This is a genomic window from Moraxella sp. CTOTU47724, assembly GCF_032014955.1.
In the GTDB taxonomy this organism is placed as follows: Bacteria; Pseudomonadota; Gammaproteobacteria; order Pseudomonadales; family Moraxellaceae; genus Faucicola; species Faucicola tetraodonis.
The window spans coordinates 1-18,059 of sequence record NZ_DALZSV010000020.1; the positions used below are offsets into that span (position 1 = coordinate 1).

Consider the following 18,059-nt stretch of genomic DNA (forward strand, 5'->3'; position numbering starts at 1 on the left):
ATCCTCTGTTGCCGTAAAACCACCGACTTCAGGCGGTGGATATAAGGCAACTCCGCAATCATGCTTACACACAGATGGTATTTAGTGCGGTGTATTCTGCTGTTCAATGTACTGGCGGATAATCTCAATTGGAGCACCACCACAACTACCTGCAAAATAACTAGGCGACCACAACGCATCGCCCCATAACTGTTCTTTGATAGACGGATATTCTTTCTTACGCAATAACCGACTAGACACGCCTTTCAAGCTATTCACTAAACTAGAAATAGCCACTTTAGGCGGATAAATCACCAGTAAATGCACATGGTCACTTTCACCGTCAAACTCTACTAGTTGCGCCTCAAACTTTGAACAAACTTTCTCAAAGATAACCTGCATGTCGTCTAAAATCTCTTTAGTGAATACTTTTTTGCGGTATTTAGCCACAAAGACCAAATGCACATGAAGATTGTAAACAACGTGCCTACCAAGTCTTAAATCGTTTGATATATAATTAGACCAACTATAGAATATAAAAATCTAATTATACTTGAACCCATGAAAACACTCAAGCTACGCATACGAGATAAACACGCAGACCAATTAAGCCGCCTAAGCGGTTCGGTTAATTTCGTGTGGAATTATGTCAATGATTTGAGTTATAGACACCTACAAAAAACTGGTAAATTCTTTAGTGCTTATGATTTGAACGAATACACCAAAGGTAGCGGTGAGTTACTAGGCTTGCATAGTCAGACTATTCAGGCAATCAATGAAACCCACGCCAAAAGCCGTAAGCAATCCAAAAAAGCTAAATTGTCATGGCGAACCAACAACCCAAAATCAAAGCGTAAAAACTTAGGTTGGCTACCATTCAAACAATCCGCCATTAAGCACATTGCCACACACCAAACTGGTAAAAAGGGCTTAAAATCTACCTTACAACTATCTTTAGCCAAAGGGCAGAAACTCATCATCGACCTATGGGACAGCTACAACCTTAGCCTATATCAAATCAACACGCTGGAAATTGTCCAAGACAGCCGTAACCGTTGGTATGCCTGTATTACCGTCAAACAATACCCTAAAACTACTTGCGGAATGGGTAGCGTTGGGATTGATTTAGGCTTAAAAGACAGTGCCACCGCCTCAAATGGCGATAAACTACAAATCAAGCAAACGCTCAAATATGCCAAAGCGTTAGCCACCGCCCAACGTGCCAAAAACAAACAGCGTGTCAAAGCGATCCATGCCAAAATCAAACATACACGGCAAGACCTAATCCACAAATTCACCACCCAATTAGTCAAAGACAATGCCCTAATCGTGGTAGGTGACGTTAGAACTACCCAATTTAACAGTAAAAAAGGCAAACTAGCCAAATCGGTTTACGATGCAGGTTGGTTTGAACTCAAGCGACAACTGACCTACAAATGCGAGAACGCAGGTTGCCGTTTTGAAATCGTGAATGAGAAATACACTACCCAAACTTGCTCGTGCTGTGGCGATATGTCCAGTAGTCCGAAAGGTAGAGCAGGTTTGCGAATAAGAGAATGGACTTGTGCAACGTGTGGCACACGGCATGATAGAGATATTAACGCCAGTAAGAACATTCTTGCGGTTGGGCTTAACCGTCTTGTAGAAGGAATCCCCTCACTTTAGGGAGGGGAGGAAGTCAATTATGATAAATCGTTGATTTTTAGACCGAATACAGTGTTGAATTACGATTTTTTTTGCTAATATAGGCAATTTGTTTTACCAAGCGGCCAAGCAAACAGGTCGCATTTGATTTGAGCTAAGAGTGAGTGAGATGAAAGCAATCGCAATACCGCAATATACCCAACGTCTGATGGTCGGCACTTTTGTCGCCGCCAGTTTTTTTGCCACAACTGTACAGGCAAATGCCGCCATACAACAGCCTGAACTAGACAATTCTGCTTTTATCTTAATTGACTATGATACGGGTACGGTATTGGCTCAAAAAAATGCCGCTCAGCCATTCCCACCTGCGTCATTGACCAAAATGATGACCAGTTACATCATTGAGCAGCGGCTGCTATCAGGGGCATTAAAAGAAAATGAACCCATCCTCATGACCCCAGAGGCTTGGTGTAAAGGCTCAAGTAAAGAGTCTTGTATGTATGTCCCTGTCAATACAACCGCCCCTGTGATTGATATGTTAAAAGGTATTATTATCCAATCGGGTAATGATGCATCAAAAGCGATGGCACAGCACATTGGCGGTAGCGAAACCACGTTTGCCGATTTGATGAATGAAGAAGCCAAAAAAATTGGCATGACCCATACGCATTTTATGAATGCGACCGGTATGCCACAAGAAGGCCATCAAGCGTCTGCCGAAGATTTGGCGAAACTTGCCCAAGCCATTATTAAGAACAGCAAAAAGTATTATCCCATCTATAGCCAAAAACAATTTACTTATAACGGCATCACCCAAGGCAACCGCAATGCGTTATTGTTCACCGATCCAACGGTAGACGGTCTAAAGACAGGGCATACCGACGAAGCAGGTTACTGTCTAGTAGCGTCGAGTAAACGCGGTGATATGCGCCTGATTTCAGTGATTATGGGTACTAAAAGCGTGCAAGAGCGCGCAGACCAATCGCGCAACTTACTCAACTGGGGATTTAGTAACTTTGCTACTAAAATTGCCGCCCCTGCCCAAAAAAACTACGGCAGCGTGCCAGTCAACTTCGGTGCTGTCGATAAAGTCAACGTCGTCAGCAAAGGCAATTTACAAGTATTAGTGCCAAAGTTGGATCAAGAAAAAATCAGTACCGTGGTCAATTTGCCAGCCGATGTTAAAGCGCCGTTAGCGCAGGGGCAAGAAGTGGGTAAGCTGGTTGCTATGCTCAATGGTAAACCTGTGGCGTCTGTCCCACTGGTCGCTGAGAGCCAAGTTCAAGAAGCAGGAATTTTTAAACGTATGTGGCAACATATCGTGGTGTTTTTTAAAGGTTTATTTTAAGTTACAAAAAAAATTACAAAGAGAAAAACCCTTCACATGAAACGAAGGGTTTTTTTTAACTCAAATTTTAACTCAAAATATGGGACAGCTCTTTAATATATTGATCGGGTGTATCGTCTATTACTTCTTTTTTGACAAAATAATCAACCCCCGCTATTTTTAGCAGTTCGATGGTATGCGGATTTAACGCTTTGCTGTCATAAACACAAATAATGGTGACCCTGCCGTTCTGTTCAAACTCACGAAATTTGCTGACGAAGTCTAATATCGCTTGATAATGAATATTTCGCGAGATAAACAGCGCATCCACCGTATGAGAGGACAAATAATCTTCAAGAAGTTCGCTACTGGTAAACGTCTCAACTTTAGCACCGGCATTTTCCATGCGTTTGGCTTTTTCGAATAAATCTTCATAGTGATACCAAACAACAATATGTTTATTTATCAATAAATTGCGCTCATAATTGTGTTTCCAATCTTTTAGCAGTAACGATACCTGAAAATTCGTACCCACATCAGGTTCGCTGGTAACTGTGATGCTGCCTTTCATCAGTTCTAGTAGTTTTTTCACTAGAAATAATCCCGCAGAATTATTTGAGGAGGTATGCTTTATTTCAGGATTAATTTGGAAAAAAGGTTCAAAAATCTGCTCTAAATATTCCTTTGCAATGCCTATGCCGGTGTCTTCAATCTGCAGCGTCCATCGTACTTGCGTTTGTAAATGTTGCAACTGCGAGGTGATTGTTATGCTGCCTTTATCGGTAAATTTAATCGCATTTTCTACCAATGAGCTAATAATCAAAGTGATTTTTTGAATATCGCCTTCTAGGACATAGTCGGCGTGATAGGGCTTTGCTGTTAAGGCAATATTTTTCTCGGCAGCCAGAGGCTGGTAGTCATTGACAATTTGGGTGATTAACGCCGTTGGACTAAATTGGTAGGCACTGACGCCTGTTTGACCTTTATCGATACGGTTAATTTGGATGATTTGATCAAGCTTAGCATTTAAATCATCTTTGCCCAAAGTAATAATTTCAACGGCATCTTTTTGCTCAGCGCTGATATATTGATTGTGTAATAGCTGTAGACCCGATTCGATACGACTTACAGAGGATTTGAACTCATGAATCAAAATATTTTCAAATTTTGAATTGTGCTGAAGCTGCTTAATTTGGGTTTCTTCAAGGTCATTTTTTTCTTGGCGCAGGGTGTTGATTTGGGCAATTTGCGCCTTGTGCTTGTTGAGTAAATACACCAAGGCTTTTTCAAATACCCAAGCCTCATTACTTTTTGGCAGCTTATACGCCTCTGCCTGTGAAAACTCATCTTGCAAAATTTGATGGCTTAAATTTTCAAGTTTCGGCAAACGATTGGTTAAATTTTGCACCTTTTGCACCACAAACCACAAATTTAGCAGCGCAATAAATGATAGCACAAGCATTAACGGTAAATGTTGCCAAAACCATTGCTGGCGAATGGTTTGTAGGTCAAGGGTAAGATTACTATAGCCAATTAGCTGGTCTACTTTAGTGTTGTCTTGATGGGGCTTGAATGTCAATAAATTAATTTTAACAGGTTCGCTCAATCCGTAATAGCGCTCAAAAAGCACTTCAGTAACTTTAATTGGACGGGTGGTCGGATGCTGCTGCTGATCGAATGGAAAAAATAAAATGCTTTCGTACTGCGGTATCTCGCTTAACAGTTTGTCAATGCTAGCGGTCGTCACACTGTTAGGACTGCTGGCAATAGACTGGGCAAGTAGATAATTTATCTTACTCGCCTGTTTGATTTCAGATTGCACGGTTTGGGTCAAGTCGACTAAGGTATAAATCACAAGGCAAATAAATAAAACCAATAAAAAGGGTATCGCAATGATACGCTTTACCCCAATTTGATAACCTAAAGTCTTCTGTACCATTCACTCATCCCTTAAAACGCCAACTAACATCGCCTTAACGTTTTTTGCCGCGCTTTTTGAATTTTTGTACCTCTCGACGTTTACGTTCTTTTTGCGCATCCGTCATGGTATTGGTGCGACCTGCGTAAGGGTTGGCGTTTTGTTTAAACTCAACCCGAATCGGGGTACCTTCAAGCTTGAATACCTTGCGAAATTCGTTTTCTAGATAGCGACGATAACTGTTTGGCACTTGGCTGGTCTGATTGCCATGAATCACAATAATCGGTGGATTATGACCGCCCAAATGCGCAAAGCGAAGTTTAATACGTCGCCCGCCTACCATAGGGGGCTGGTGTGCAGTAACCGCATCTTGCAGAATTTGGGTTAATCGACTGGTGGAAATATCAAACATCGCAGCATCATAGGCACGGTGAATCGATGGGTAAAGATTGCCAACGCCCGTCCCATGAAGCGCCGAGATTAAATGAACCTTTACATAAGGGATAAAGTTAAAACGTCGATCCATTTCAATTTTGACAAAATTCTTTTGGTCTTGGTCAAGCCCATCCCATTTATTAATGGCAAGTACCATCGCGCGACCTGCTTCTAAGGCGTAGCCCAACAAGTTCAAATCCTGATCGGTAATGCCTTCTTGCGCATCAATGACCACGATGACCACATGGGCATCTTTGATGGCTTGCAAGGTTTTTACCACAGAAAATTTTTCAACTTTTTCATCAATACGTCCACGGCGACGCACGCCCGCGGTATCAATCAACACATAATGTCTGTTGTCACGCTCGTAAGGAATATAGATACTATCGCGCGTGGTACCTGGCATATCAAAAACCACCACGCGTTCTTCACCAAGCAAGCGATTGACAAGCGTAGATTTGCCGACGTTGGGTCTGCCAATGATGGCGATACGTAAGCCATCAGGTGCTTGTTCTTCTTGGTCATCGGTGGGCATATTAGCAGTGACGGCTTCTAATAAATTGCCCACCCCACGTCCGTGACTGGCTGCCATGGAAAATGGCTCGCCAAAACCTAACGCATAAAATTCATGAATCGCCGCTTCATGGACGCCATCCATTTTATTGGCGGCTAAAAACACGGGCTTGCCAAGGGTATGAAGTTGTTTGGCAATAACTTCATCAGCGCCCGTGATACCCACGCGGCTATCAACCACAAACACAATGATATCTGCTTCATGGATAGCGGTATGCGATTGGTGCGACATATAATCATCAATGGTGCCGTCACCTTCATCCACTTCGCCAATACCACCGGTATCGATGACGATAAAGGATTTTTCTTCAAAGGTTGCGTCGCCATATTGACGGTCGCGGGTAAGACCTGCCAAATCAGCAACCAAGGCTTGACGACTGCGGGTCAACTGATTAAATAGGGTGGACTTGCCAACGTTCGGACGGCCAATCAAGGCAACAACTGGTTTCATAAATTTAATTTCCAAAATTTTCAAAAAGCAAGATTTTCAACAAGCAAGATTTTAAACACGCTTGAAAAATTCATTATTTCTATAACTTAACAAACCCAACATCGCGCTGCAATGCTGGGTTGTCATTTAAACTCACACTTTTATCAGTCTGGGCTGCTCATCCACTCGCCAAAACTGCCAAATGCGTGAACAGTTTAACAATTAACGATTTACTTGCCAAACACTAAGTGCGCCATTTGCGCTTTGGGCAATCAAACGGTTATTGATAAACTGTAATACCGCCACGTCGGATTTGGCTTGTTTTCTGTCAACCAGTGCCCCTGAGGTGCGGTCATACACATGCAAATAACCCATAGCATCACCAACCACCACGTAGTTGCCGATACTCACCGCGTTACTCAAACCACGATAAGACAAATTATCGGTTTGCCAATTAACCGTGCCTGTCATTTTATCCATCGCTACCAATTCGCCATCAAGCGAAGTGGCGTAAACTTGACTATCATCTGTGCCGACTGATTTTAGGCTCGCCAACTCTTTGACAAAACTTAGCTGCTGTGAAGCCATATCGGCAGCGACTAACTGACCGCTATAAGACACAACGTACAGCATATTGCCATCTAGTACGGGGGTGGCATCCACATCAGAAATTTTTTCGATATCACTACTGCCTTTGCTAATACCAAAACGTTTTGACCAAATAGGTACGCCATTATCGATATTTAAGGCATGGATACGACCATCGGCTGTCGACACCAGTACCGTATTGCGATTGAATAAAATCGGCGTGGCACTACCGCGAACGCTTAAATTTGGATTTTGGGTGTTAAAAGTCCAAATAGGCGCGCCAGACTCTAGCGACAGCGCACTAATTTTACCATCATTGCCAAGGGTAATGACACGGTTTTGGCTGATTAGGGCAGGGGATAGGGTTACGGTGTCTAAAGGCGTTTGCCAAATAACTTTGCCAGTCATTCTGTCTAACGCAATGATGACCCCTTTGCTGTCACTAACCACGGCTACGCGAGATTGTTCATCTAGCGCCACCCCTGACATTAAGCCTTGTTTGAGTTTGGTACTCCAAAGCACTTTGCCTTGCCCATCAAACGCTTGCACGCTACCGTCTGCTAACGCATTCACATAGCCATTGTTGTCATACGCCACGCGAAAGGCGGTAGGTTGTTGGCTGATGGTGGTTTTGTTGCGCAAATTGCCAAAGCGTTGGCTAATTTTTGTATTACTGCCTTGACTAAACAGTGGGGAAATCACATTTTGACTGCTAGCGAGTTTCACAAGTGCGGCAGGTTTATGGACATTGTCAGATTTTTTAAACTTGTCACAACCTGTCAGGGTCATCGCTACCACCAAGGCGGTTGCAAATACGGCAGGTTTCATTAAGTTTGTCGATAAGGGTGTCGATTTTGTTGTTGTTATGGTCGTCATTGTTTATCTCGTAACGTACGGTGAAATTTAAATATTGCCATTTAAGAGTTTTGTCAGGTTAAGATTTTTTGCCTAATTTGCACCTATTTTATGTTTGAGGCAACAGCAGGCGCAGATGCGATTGCTGCAGCAGGGGCAGTTTTTTCAGCTTGGGTAGGCTTAGCGAGTACGCCCCCAGTTAAATCAGGTTGTTTGACGCTTAAGCCTAGGCTTTCCATTTTGATACGTAGCAATGCACGGTCTTGGGGGTTTGGGTTGTTTTGATTACGTTGTTCAATCAATTGCCAAGCCTTTTGGTAATGAGTAGCCGCCGCTTTTTTATCACCTTGTTGGTTGGCAATGTCCCCCAAAATCTCAAGTTTACTGGCTTCAAAGGCAGCAGGTAAGGGGCTTTGTAAGCGTTTTTGTGCCGCATCCGCTTGATTGTCTGACAATAGCACTTGTGCTTGGCGCAAAATGGCAATGGCTTTTAGCCCATCATCCTTCAGCGTTAACTGAGATGCTTTTTGTAGCGTTGCCGCCGCCGCTTTTAGATCATTTTTATCGGTTTGCTGTTTGGCTTGCAGCATCAAGGCTTGCCATGTATAAACCGAATTATCATGTTTAGCCACAAATTCGCTCAAATCTTTGTCCAAATTGGTTTGCGCCGTAGTCAGTTGCGCTTGTGCTTTGGTATCGGTGGCAGCTTGGGTGGTTAGGGTCTCAATGTTGTTTTGGTCGCTTTGAATTTTGGCAAAATCGTTCGCCGCTGCGGTATCTATATTGCCGCCATGCTTTTGCCAGTAACTCCAGCCAAAATAGCCCGCTAATACCAACATAATGGCGGACAAAATATAGCCACCATATTGTTTAAGCGCGCCTAAGGATTGCTGTTCATCATTCACTAGCTTAGGTTGTACGTCTTTAACCATTACATAAAGCCTTTCAAAAAATTACTGATATAGGTTGCCTATCAAATTTGGCTCAATCAGATAGATTAGATAAAATCTGGGTTTTCGCTAAAGAGTGTGTCACTCGCGACCGTAATTTGGTCACCGGTTGCCATTTTTTTGATGGTAATTTGCTGGTTAGCGACTTCATCTTGCGCGATAATCACTGACAAGTGCGCACCTGATTTGTCGGCTTTTTTCATTTGCGCTTTTAAACTCGTGGCACTTGCCATTTTCACGCGAAGATTTGAGCGTCGTGTACGTAGCTCATGGGCAAATTTGATGGCATCGGTGTAAACATCAGGATGGGCGACCACAAATACATCACAGGCAGGTGTTGCCTCAAACGGATGCACCTTTTGCATGAGTAACAACAAACGCTCAAGCCCCATGGCAAAACCTACTGCCGGCTCGGAAGTGGCTGGTTTATCACTGCCAATGGCTTTGATTTGTCCAATAAGCCCATCATAACGACCCCCAGCACATACCGTCGCTTGGCTACCTAGCTGGTCAGTTGTCCATTCAAATACGGTTTTATTGTAATAATCTAAACCGCGTACCAGTTTTGGGTTAATCACAAAATTGATGCCGACTGCTTTAAGATAATGTTGCAAGGCTTCAAAATGCTGCTGGCTTGCTGCCCCCAAAAAGTCAGCAAGCTTTGGGGCGTTCTCTAAAATTTGTTGGGTGTTTTTATCTTTACTATCCAAAATACGTAGTGGGTTGGTGGTTAAGCGGCGCTGACTATCTTCATCCAATTGAGATTTTTTATCGGTTAAAAAATCCACCAAGGCTTGGCGATACGCCAGTCGTTCGTCTATCTCGCCCAAGCTATTAATCTCAAGTTGCACCACGTCTAAAATGCCCAATTTTTGCCACATTTGGTAGGTCATGATAATGAGCTCAGCATCAGCATCCGCCAATTCACTGCCAAAACTCTCAACCCCTAATTGGTGAAACTGACGATAACGGCCTTTTTGCGGTTGTTCATAGCGAAACATAGGACCAATATACCAAAGTTTTGGATTATCACCCCGCAATAAGTTATGCTCCACCACGGCACGTACCGCGCCTGCCGTGCCTTCAGGGCGTAGTGTCAATGCGGTAGGTGGGTTGGATTTGTCATAAAAACTATACATTTCCTTTTCGACAATATCAGTAGCATCGCCAATCGCACGGGCAAACAGCTGGGTTTCTTCAACGATTGGGAGGCGAATTTGCTCAAAGCCAAATTGATTGAGCACATCGATAAGGCTGCTTTCAAGTTGGCGCCATTCGCTCGATGGGCGCGTAGATTCTGTCTCAATATGTAAGATATCATTAAAACCTTTAATGGATTTTAACATGGTCAATTTCCCAAACAATGCAAACTAAAAAATAAACGATACAAAAATTATTTAACCCGTAAAATTTCATTGGCGCGCTGCGCTTCACGCTCAGCCACTTTTTGACGGACCATGGCTTCAATCTCGTCAGCAAGCTTGGTGGTATCAATCAAATGTGATTTTTCCCCATTTTTATATACTAGGCTATTTGGACTGGCACCCACCACGCCGATATCCGATTCTTTGGCTTCCCCTGGACCATTGACTTTACAGCCAATCACCGATACATCCATTGGTTCACGGATATCCTCTAGGCGTTTTTCTAAGTCCATCATCACCCGAATCACATCAAACTCTTGGCGTGAGCAGCTGGGGCAGGCGATAAAATTCACCCCATTACTACGGATACCGAGGGATTTTAAGATATCAAAACCGATTTTAATTTCTTCTTCTGGCTCAGCAGCTAGCGAAATACGCATGGTATCGCCAATACCTTCTAGCAGTAGTCCGCCTAAGGCAATGGCAGACTTAACGGTACCGGTGCGGTACACCCCCGCTTCTGTCACACCTAGATGCAAGGGATTGTCAACTTGTGCAGAAATCAACCGATACGCATCCATGGTCAAAAACACATTACTGGCTTTGACTGAGATTTTAAATTGGTCAAAGTTATTACGATCTAAAATATCAATATGGCGCATCGCCGACTCAAGCATGGCCTCACCTGTAGGTTCGCCATATTTTTTTTGGATGTCTTTTTCTAGCGACCCCGCGTTTACGCCAATACGCATACTGATGCCATGATGTTTGGCGGCGGCAATCACTTCACGCACCTTTTGTTCATTGCCGATATTACCTGGGTTGATACGTAAGCAGTCTGCACCCGCATCAGCCACCGCCAGTGCAATTTTATAATCAAAATGAACGTCTGCTACCAGGGGCACAGCGACTTGTCTTTTGATTTCAGCAAAGGCTTTTACACTTTCCATCGTTGGCGTGGAGACGCGCATCAGATCAGCACCGGCATCGACACAGCGCTGAATCTGTGCCACAGTGGCATCGACATCACAGGTATCAGTATTAGTCATACTTTGCACACTAATGGGGGTGTCACCGCCTACTGCGACATTACCGACGTAGATTTTTTTGGTGAGTTTACGTTTGATGGGGTTATGCGCTGACATAGGCGTTCCTATTATTATAACTATTATAACGAATGATTTAGCGTATTTTTAAAGTGATAAGCCGTTAAGGTTTTAACGTAAAATTGGCTTTATCGTTTTGGGCATAATTGCTTAATTTAATCGGTTGTTTGTTCAAATCCAAGCTCACGTTGCTGGCTTTGTCGATATTGACTTGAAACGGCGCTTGACCTGTCAATTGGTAACTACCGCGTGCTTGCTCGCCATCTAAAATCGTATTGCCTGTCGCATCGACAATGGTGATTTTGGTGGTGTCTTTCACAAAAATGTCAATCGAAGCTTTGGCACCAGCTTGTCCTGTCGCTGCTGTACCACTGGCGTTATCAGCACTCACCGCGACACCAGTAATGGCAGATCCGGTGGCGGGTAACCCACTAGCAGTTACTGTGTTTGTCACAATCGCTGAGCCTGCATTGTTAAGCGACGCACCGCTGACTTGGTCTTGGGTTGGCATACTGACAACAGCGCTAGCGGGCGCTTGGTCAACCGAGTCATTATGTGCTTTGCTAACTTTATTAAAAATAAAAATCGCAAGCCCCAATACCAATAAAATACCACCAATGACAAAAGGGTTAATACGCACACTAGGACGCGCTTCACGATTAAGCGTGCCCATCGGCTGCATCGGGGCATTGATGACCGTGGCATATTTTTGTTTGAGGGTAGCGGGGTATTGGGCATCAAAACTTTGCGCGACCAGATTTTTATCCAAACCCAAAAAACGCCCATAGGTAGTGGCAAAACCGCGCGCAAAGGTAGGCTGTGGCAAGGCGTCAAAATCATTGGCTTCAAGCGCCCGAAGATGACTTTTTAAAATGAAAGTTTTGGCAGCCACATCGTCAATCGATAAGCCTTTTTTCTCACGGGCTTGTTTAAAACGCTGACCCAACAGTTGGGTTGTGTCATGAACAGGGGTAGAGTTTTGTTGATTGTCGGTGTTATTGCTGTTTTCCATCTTATTTCCAAGTTGACGTTGGGGTTAAAAGTCCAGAACGAATCTGCTTTGCTTCATCGCTAAGGGGATAGCGGTCCAAAAGCTGCTGCGCTAATTTTTGTGTTTCCATGGTATTGTTCGCAAGTTTGGCAAGCCTAATCCCTTGCGATAAAGTACGCGGGTCAAGGTTAGATTGACCAATAATTTTAACCAAATCATTATACAGCGCCTGCGCCTCCAAAAATTTGCCATCGGCCAATAAAATATCAATCAGCTCTGTACGGGCGACGATGCTTTGGCGATTGGCATCGAGTGCTTTGATAAATGATTGTATCGCCAGCGGTTTGTTTTTGACCTTTAACGCTGTACGACCTAAATTCTCTAACGCACTGGCACGACCGTCATACCCCAAGGCAGAACCCGCAATTTGAAACTGGGCAATCGCTTCTTGGTTACGACCGAGTTGGGCGAGATAGACGCCATAATTGTTGTTTGCTTGACTAAAGTCAGGATTGAGTGCAATGGCGTTTTTAAAATAAGCTTCGGCTTTTTGCATATTGCGCGGGCTGCCTTCTTGCTGTAATAACACGCCCATCATATCATTGGCTTCTGCTGACTTTGGATAAGACTTTAATGCACTTTCTAACTGCCGTTTGGCATCGTCTAATTTACCACCACGAATATATTCAGCGGCAATCGCGGTGCGAATTCTGGCGATTTCTTCTGGATTTTTTTCCCAACGACTGGGGTCACTGGCAGTAACTGTCTGCGTGGTGACTTGTCGGGTAGTGGTACAACCGGTTAGGCAAAGGCTGAAGCTTGAAAGGCCAATCATACCTACCGCAAAAACCTTCGATAAAAAATTTGATTTGCCCGGCATTTTATCGTCATCTATATCGTTGTCGTGTAATTGACAAAAAATAGCAGGTTGGCTATGGTATAAATGAGTTTGACGTGAGTGACATGGTGGCATAACAAACTTACTCATAATCAAATGAACTAAATTGAATAATTAAAAATTTTGACAGTCGATAACCAATTTTAATTGTCGATAAAACCCAATGGCACAAACAAGCCTAGCATTAAAAATGGAAAAATGGCTATTACTATAGCAAAAAAACCGTGATAACACCAACCGATAAGGCTAACTTGCGCCTTTATCACGCCAAACTATTATAATGATAAAAGATTTAATGAGATGCTTTAGATTGTAACGTTTTGGACACTTTTTCTTGCCATTGTTTTGCTCGGCGGGTTTTATCGGTGACTTGTCCAACCAATTGACCACATGCCGCATCAATGTCATCGCCGCGGGTTTGGCGAATGGTACAGACAAAGCCTGCTTGGTTCAAGATATTGCTAAACGCATGGATGCGATTGTTACTAGAGCGTCCGTAAGGTGCATGCGGGAACGGATTAAACGGAATCAAATTAATTTTGCAGGGCAAATCTTTGAGTAGATTGACCAGCTGACGGGCGTGTTCATCAGTGTCATTAACGTCTTTTAACATCACATACTCAATGGTGACGTGCTTTTTATGACGGGGGTTTTCGTCATACACATAAGATTTGGCGGCGGCTATCAGCTCTTTGAGTGGGTATTTTTTATTGATGGGTACCAGTTCGTTCCGCAGTTCGTCATTGGGTGCATGTAGGCTGATGGCAAGTGCTACATCAATGTCTTTGGCGAGCTCATACATCTTTGGCACGATTCCCGATGTTGATAGAGTAACGCGGCGTTTAGACAAGCCAAAACCAAAATCATCGAGCATCAATGACATACTGGCTACCACGGGCTCATAATTTAACAGCGGTTCACCCATGCCCATCATCACCACATTAGTGACCCGATTTTCACGTTCAGTGACAGGCACATTTTCCATATAAGACTGGTTGGCAACCCACAGCTGTCCGATAATTTCACTTGGGGATAAGTCTCGCTCAAAGCCTTGTTTGCCGGTGCTACAAAACGAGCAGTCAAGCGCACAGCCGACTTGCGAGGAAATACACAAGGTCTTACGTCCAAACTGTTTGTTATCGTCAGCAGGGATGAGTACAGTTTCGACCAGCGAGCCACCTGCTACTTCAAACACCCATTTGCGGGTGCCATCTTCGCTAAATTGTTTAAACTTGACCGTTGGGGGCGACACAGTTGCCACTTCATCCAATGTTTCTTGTAATTTTTTGGACAAATTCGTCATTTGATAAAAATCGGTCACGCCAAACTGATAAATCCACTTCATGACTTGGGTGGCGCGAAACGGTTTTTCGCCCAAATCGGCAAAAAATTGTCCAAGCTCAGCCTTACTCATGCCAAGTAAATTGGTTTTTGCGGTAAGGTCTTGGGGATTAACCATTTCTGGGTTTTGAATGACAGGAATTTGGGTCATAGCGGTCGTATAAGCGTGTCAAATAAACAAGATAGTATACTAAAATCTCAACTATTTGTCATGGTAAAACATAGTGAACCTTTTTAGCGGCTTTATATACAATATCTTTACCTCACATATGTTGCCCAAATTGGCATGGCGAAATGGGTAAAATATCGACAAATCAAATAGCGGTGAATCAAATAGCGATAATAAGAATTATCATGATTAGGCATAAAAATGCCAATAACCACTTCCATTCAAGCGAAACAAAATCAACCGTGCGACGGACTAACCTAGCAGACCAATGGGGTAGCTGATAAATCACTTCGCCATTGACATGCTTACCGCCTCGATACCAAAGTTTAAGCTGTTTTAACATATGTCTATGCCCATTTCTATGTCTAACAAATTGATGAGTATGACACTATTAAACTTCTATTGGGTTAATTTTATATGACAAACAAATAAAAAATCGTAACAAATTGATATAAAAACTCACCCGATTGTTTAAAAGAGGGGCAAATGCAGATTCGCACTAAATACATGATATTTTTAGCCAAAGTATGAACAATAAAAGTTATAATGTTCCCCCATTTTTGAGCCCATCATGCTTTTTTATTTATGTGCAACCATCCATTGCTTACTCCCCTCAGTATCGGCGACCAGACCATCGCCAACCGCATCATCGTTGCCCCGATGGCAGGCGTCACTGATAAGCCTTTTCGCATGCTGGCTAAGTCCTTTGGCGCAGGGCATGCTGTGTCAGAGATGATGACCTCTGATGCCACGCTATTTGCCCATCACAAAACGCTGTATCGTGCCAATTTTGAGGGTGAAATCGCGCCTATTTCTGCGCAAATCGCTGGGTCTGACCCAGAAAAAATCGCCGAAGCGGCTCGCTATCAAGTTGCCAATGGGGCGCAAATTGTCGATATCAATATGGGTTGTCCGGCAAAAAAAGTTTGCAAAAAGCTTGCCGGTTCAGCACTACTCAAAGATGAAGACTTGGTCAAGCGACTATTAGATGCCACGGTCAATGCAGTGGATGTACCAGTCACGCTAAAAACCCGTCTAGGCTATGCCAATGGCGAAGAAAATATTTTACGTGTCGCAAAAATGGCCGAAGAGGCAGGTATCGCCATGATTGTGATACATGGACGCACCCGCGAAGATAAATATCTCGGCAGCGCTCGCTATGAGTTAATTAAAGAAGTCAAAAATCTTCTCACCATTCCTGTTATCGTCAATGGGGATATCGACAGCCCGCAAAAAGCCAAACAAGTATATGAACAAACAGGCGCTGATGGCATTATGATTGGGCGAGCAGGGCAAGGGCAGCCTTGGATTTTTCGCGACATTGCGCATTATTTAAAGACCGGTGAAGTCTTGCCCAGTCCAACAATGGATGAGTTAAAAGAGATTGTATTAAGCCATTTGCAAGAGATTTATGCGTTTTATGGTGAATACTCGGGGTGTCGTATCGCTCGTAAACATATTGCTTGGTATACCTCAGGCATTGCCAATTCCAATGCGTTTCGCCAAGCCATGTATGAAGAAGATACCACCACTGGGCAGTTTAACGTGGTTGCGCGGTTTTTAAAGACCGCGAAATTTGATTAAAACCTCCACTATAAAACAGTCAATCGTAGCGCGCTTATGACTTTTTAGAAACAAAGATTCGCAAAAAGTCATTATTGATGAATTTAAAATCTGTTAAAATTTTGCTGAGTCTCTGTGATAGACCGATATCAAACAATAACCATATACGATTAATCAAATCAAATCATAAGGAGTCAGCGATGGCACAGTTACGAATTGGCGACACGGCACCAAATTTTGACGCACAAACCACCGAAGGCAACATCAATTTTTACGATTGGCAAGGTGATAACTGGGTGGTTTTATTCTCACATCCGGCAGACTTTACCCCAGTTTGTACCACGGAGTTAGGACGCACGGCATCATTGGGTGATGAATTCAAAAAACGCCATGTCAAACCGATTGCTTTATCAGTCGATAGCGTCGAAGATCACAAAGCTTGGGCAGGCGATATCTCAGAAACCCAAGGCTGCGCGGTGAATTTCCCCATCATTGCAGACGCCGATAAAAAAGTATCGGAAGCTTACGACATGATTCACCCAAATGCGTCAACCACGCACACGGTTCGAAGTGTATTCATTATTGATCCACAGCATAAACTGCGGTTAACTTTCACTTACCCAGCTGCCGTAGGTCGTAACTTCAATGAAATTTTACGGGTGATTGATGCCTTGCAATTGTCAGATAATTATGGCATTGCAACGCCAGTTGAGTGGCAAGACGGGGACGATGTGATTATCCCGCCAAGCGTCAAAAATGAAGAAATCGCGGCAAAATTCCCAAAAGGTCATAAAGAAATCAAGCCTTATCTACGCACCACGCCACAACCGAATAAATAACTGTTTATGTTAAGTTTGAAATCAAAAACCTAGTCGCTTGACTGGGTTTTTTTATGCCAACTCTTCCATTAAAGATACTAAATTAAATTTAAAGGTACTAAACTAAATTTACAGAACGGATGCTGAATAACCATAAATATTTGGCTAAACTTCGATTAATGGCGTAATAATGGATATAAACAATGATAAATAATCGAGTGGTCAAAGGTGGCTTTAAAACCAGCGCATTGCTCATGCTTGCCCTGACGGGTTGCCAAACGGTGCATACTAAACCATCAGCACCTATTGAAAGAGTACCTGATGCCCAGCCTGCGATATTTATTGGTAAAGCACCCACTGTGGATGATTTGCAAAGTTATCATTGGCAACTGTCTGGCGTGAATGCTTATCCGAACAGTACCAATCCACCGCCATCGGAACAGTTGAAGCCGCAAATTGATAACCACAAGGTAACACTTGATTTCACCCAAAATCGAATCAGTTACAGTGTAGGCTGTAATCAATTATCGAGTGGCTATAGGTTACAAGGGGACAAGCTACAGGCAAGCACCAATGCGGTGACTACCTTGATGGGTTGCGGCTCTCTACAACAAAGTGAAACTTGGTTGGCTCAGCAAATGCAAAGTCAAAGTCAACTATCAATGATGATAATGAGCTGGCAAACACATGCAATGTTGCAACAAGATTTGGCAGACGGCACTGCGTTAATTTGGGATGGTATATTAAAGCCTGAAGTCAAATACGGTAAAGGGGAAACCATATTTTTGGAGGTCAAACCCAACTGGCAGTATTGCGATAACGTGACCGATAGAAAATGCCTACAAGTGCGTGACATCAATTATGACACTCAGGGATTAAAAACAGCGGTGGGTCAATGGTATATTCTCGATGCGCATATCATCAATTATCGTCATGATGAAAGCGCACAGCGGGTTTTGCGCTTGACTCGCTATCGCACACCGCCCACCGATACCAAAGGCTATGGCAGTCTTTATCAGCTTGATAGCGTGATTGAAACCAAGACTCTGGCAAAATAACCAACTGATCAAAAAAAGCGAAGGCTAACACGAGTCATCGCTTTTTTATTGG

15 protein-coding genes are annotated in these 18,059 nt (G+C 43.4%); 5 read left to right on the top strand and 10 right to left on the bottom strand.

Annotated elements, in window-relative coordinates:
- Positions 1-81: 81 nt before the first annotated feature.
- Positions 82-492, bottom strand: a complete 411-nt coding sequence (tnpA, locus tag RTR63_RS05895) for an IS200/IS605 family transposase (protein ID WP_312523241.1) — start codon at positions 490-492, stop codon at positions 82-84.
- A 48-nt stretch (positions 493-540) separates the two neighbouring features.
- On the opposite strand from tnpA, the gene RTR63_RS05900 reads away from it, so the two are divergent.
- Both RTR63_RS05900 and RTR63_RS05905 read left to right on the top strand, forming a co-directional pair.
- A complete protein-coding gene (locus tag RTR63_RS05900) occupies positions 541-1,644 on the top strand; it encodes an RNA-guided endonuclease InsQ/TnpB family protein (protein WP_312523197.1) in 1,104 nt (367 codons plus the stop codon).
- A 187-nt stretch (positions 1,645-1,831) separates the two neighbouring features.
- Entirely contained in the window at positions 1,832-2,971 is a 1,140-nt protein-coding gene (locus tag RTR63_RS05905; protein WP_409418201.1) for a D-alanyl-D-alanine carboxypeptidase family protein, read from the top strand.
- A 67-nt stretch (positions 2,972-3,038) separates the two neighbouring features.
- Here the strand turns inward: RTR63_RS05905 and RTR63_RS05910 are convergent, their stop codons facing one another.
- From RTR63_RS05910 to rlmN, 9 genes are all read right to left on the bottom strand, one after another.
- Positions 3,039-4,889, bottom strand: a complete 1,851-nt coding sequence (locus RTR63_RS05910; RefSeq protein WP_312523201.1) for a sensor histidine kinase — start codon at positions 4,887-4,889, stop codon at positions 3,039-3,041.
- 34 nt (positions 4,890-4,923) lie between these two features.
- Positions 4,924-6,327, bottom strand: coding sequence for a ribosome biogenesis GTPase Der (gene der, locus RTR63_RS05915; protein WP_095355354.1), 1,404 nt, complete (start codon positions 6,325-6,327; stop codon positions 4,924-4,926).
- 201 nt (positions 6,328-6,528) lie between these two features.
- Positions 6,529-7,770, bottom strand: a complete 1,242-nt coding sequence (bamB, locus tag RTR63_RS05920; protein WP_312523203.1) for an outer membrane protein assembly factor BamB — start codon at positions 7,768-7,770, stop codon at positions 6,529-6,531.
- 83 nt (positions 7,771-7,853) lie between these two features.
- Entirely contained in the window at positions 7,854-8,681 is an 828-nt protein-coding gene (locus RTR63_RS05925; protein WP_312523205.1) for a YfgM family protein, read from the bottom strand.
- A 65-nt stretch (positions 8,682-8,746) separates the two neighbouring features.
- A complete protein-coding gene (gene hisS / locus RTR63_RS05930; RefSeq protein ID WP_312523207.1) occupies positions 8,747-10,045 on the bottom strand; it encodes a histidine--tRNA ligase in 1,299 nt (432 codons plus the stop codon).
- A gap of 47 nt (positions 10,046-10,092) precedes the next feature.
- The gene (gene ispG, locus RTR63_RS05935; protein ID WP_050325766.1) at positions 10,093-11,208 is read right to left on the bottom strand and encodes a flavodoxin-dependent (E)-4-hydroxy-3-methylbut-2-enyl-diphosphate synthase; all 1,116 of its coding nucleotides are present in this window, start codon (positions 11,206-11,208) and stop codon (positions 10,093-10,095) included.
- 64 nt (positions 11,209-11,272) lie between these two features.
- Positions 11,273-12,181, bottom strand: coding sequence for a RodZ domain-containing protein (locus RTR63_RS05940; protein WP_050325767.1), 909 nt, complete (start codon positions 12,179-12,181; stop codon positions 11,273-11,275).
- Between the two features lies 1 nt (position 12,182).
- Positions 12,183-12,995: a type IV pilus biogenesis/stability protein PilW gene (pilW, locus tag RTR63_RS05945; protein WP_312523209.1), complete on the bottom strand. Its 813-nt coding sequence runs from the start codon at positions 12,993-12,995 to the stop codon at positions 12,183-12,185.
- A gap of 355 nt (positions 12,996-13,350) precedes the next feature.
- Positions 13,351-14,550, bottom strand: coding sequence for a dual-specificity RNA methyltransferase RlmN (gene rlmN, locus RTR63_RS05950; RefSeq protein WP_099834049.1), 1,200 nt, complete (start codon positions 14,548-14,550; stop codon positions 13,351-13,353).
- Between the two features lie 603 nt (positions 14,551-15,153).
- Here rlmN and dusB point away from each other — a divergent pair.
- The 3 genes from dusB to RTR63_RS05965 all read left to right on the top strand — a co-directional run bounded on the left by dusB (position 15,154) and on the right by RTR63_RS05965 (position 18,007).
- Positions 15,154-16,152: a tRNA dihydrouridine synthase DusB gene (gene dusB / locus RTR63_RS05955; protein WP_312523212.1), complete on the top strand. Its 999-nt coding sequence runs from the start codon at positions 15,154-15,156 to the stop codon at positions 16,150-16,152.
- A gap of 179 nt (positions 16,153-16,331) precedes the next feature.
- On the top strand, positions 16,332-16,970 hold the full coding sequence (locus tag RTR63_RS05960; protein WP_050325417.1) for a peroxiredoxin: 639 nt from the start codon (positions 16,332-16,334) through the stop codon (positions 16,968-16,970).
- Between the two features lie 182 nt (positions 16,971-17,152).
- Positions 17,153-18,007, top strand: a complete 855-nt coding sequence (locus RTR63_RS05965) for an META domain-containing protein (RefSeq protein ID WP_312523214.1) — start codon at positions 17,153-17,155, stop codon at positions 18,005-18,007.
- The last annotated feature ends 52 nt before the right edge of the window (positions 18,008-18,059 follow it).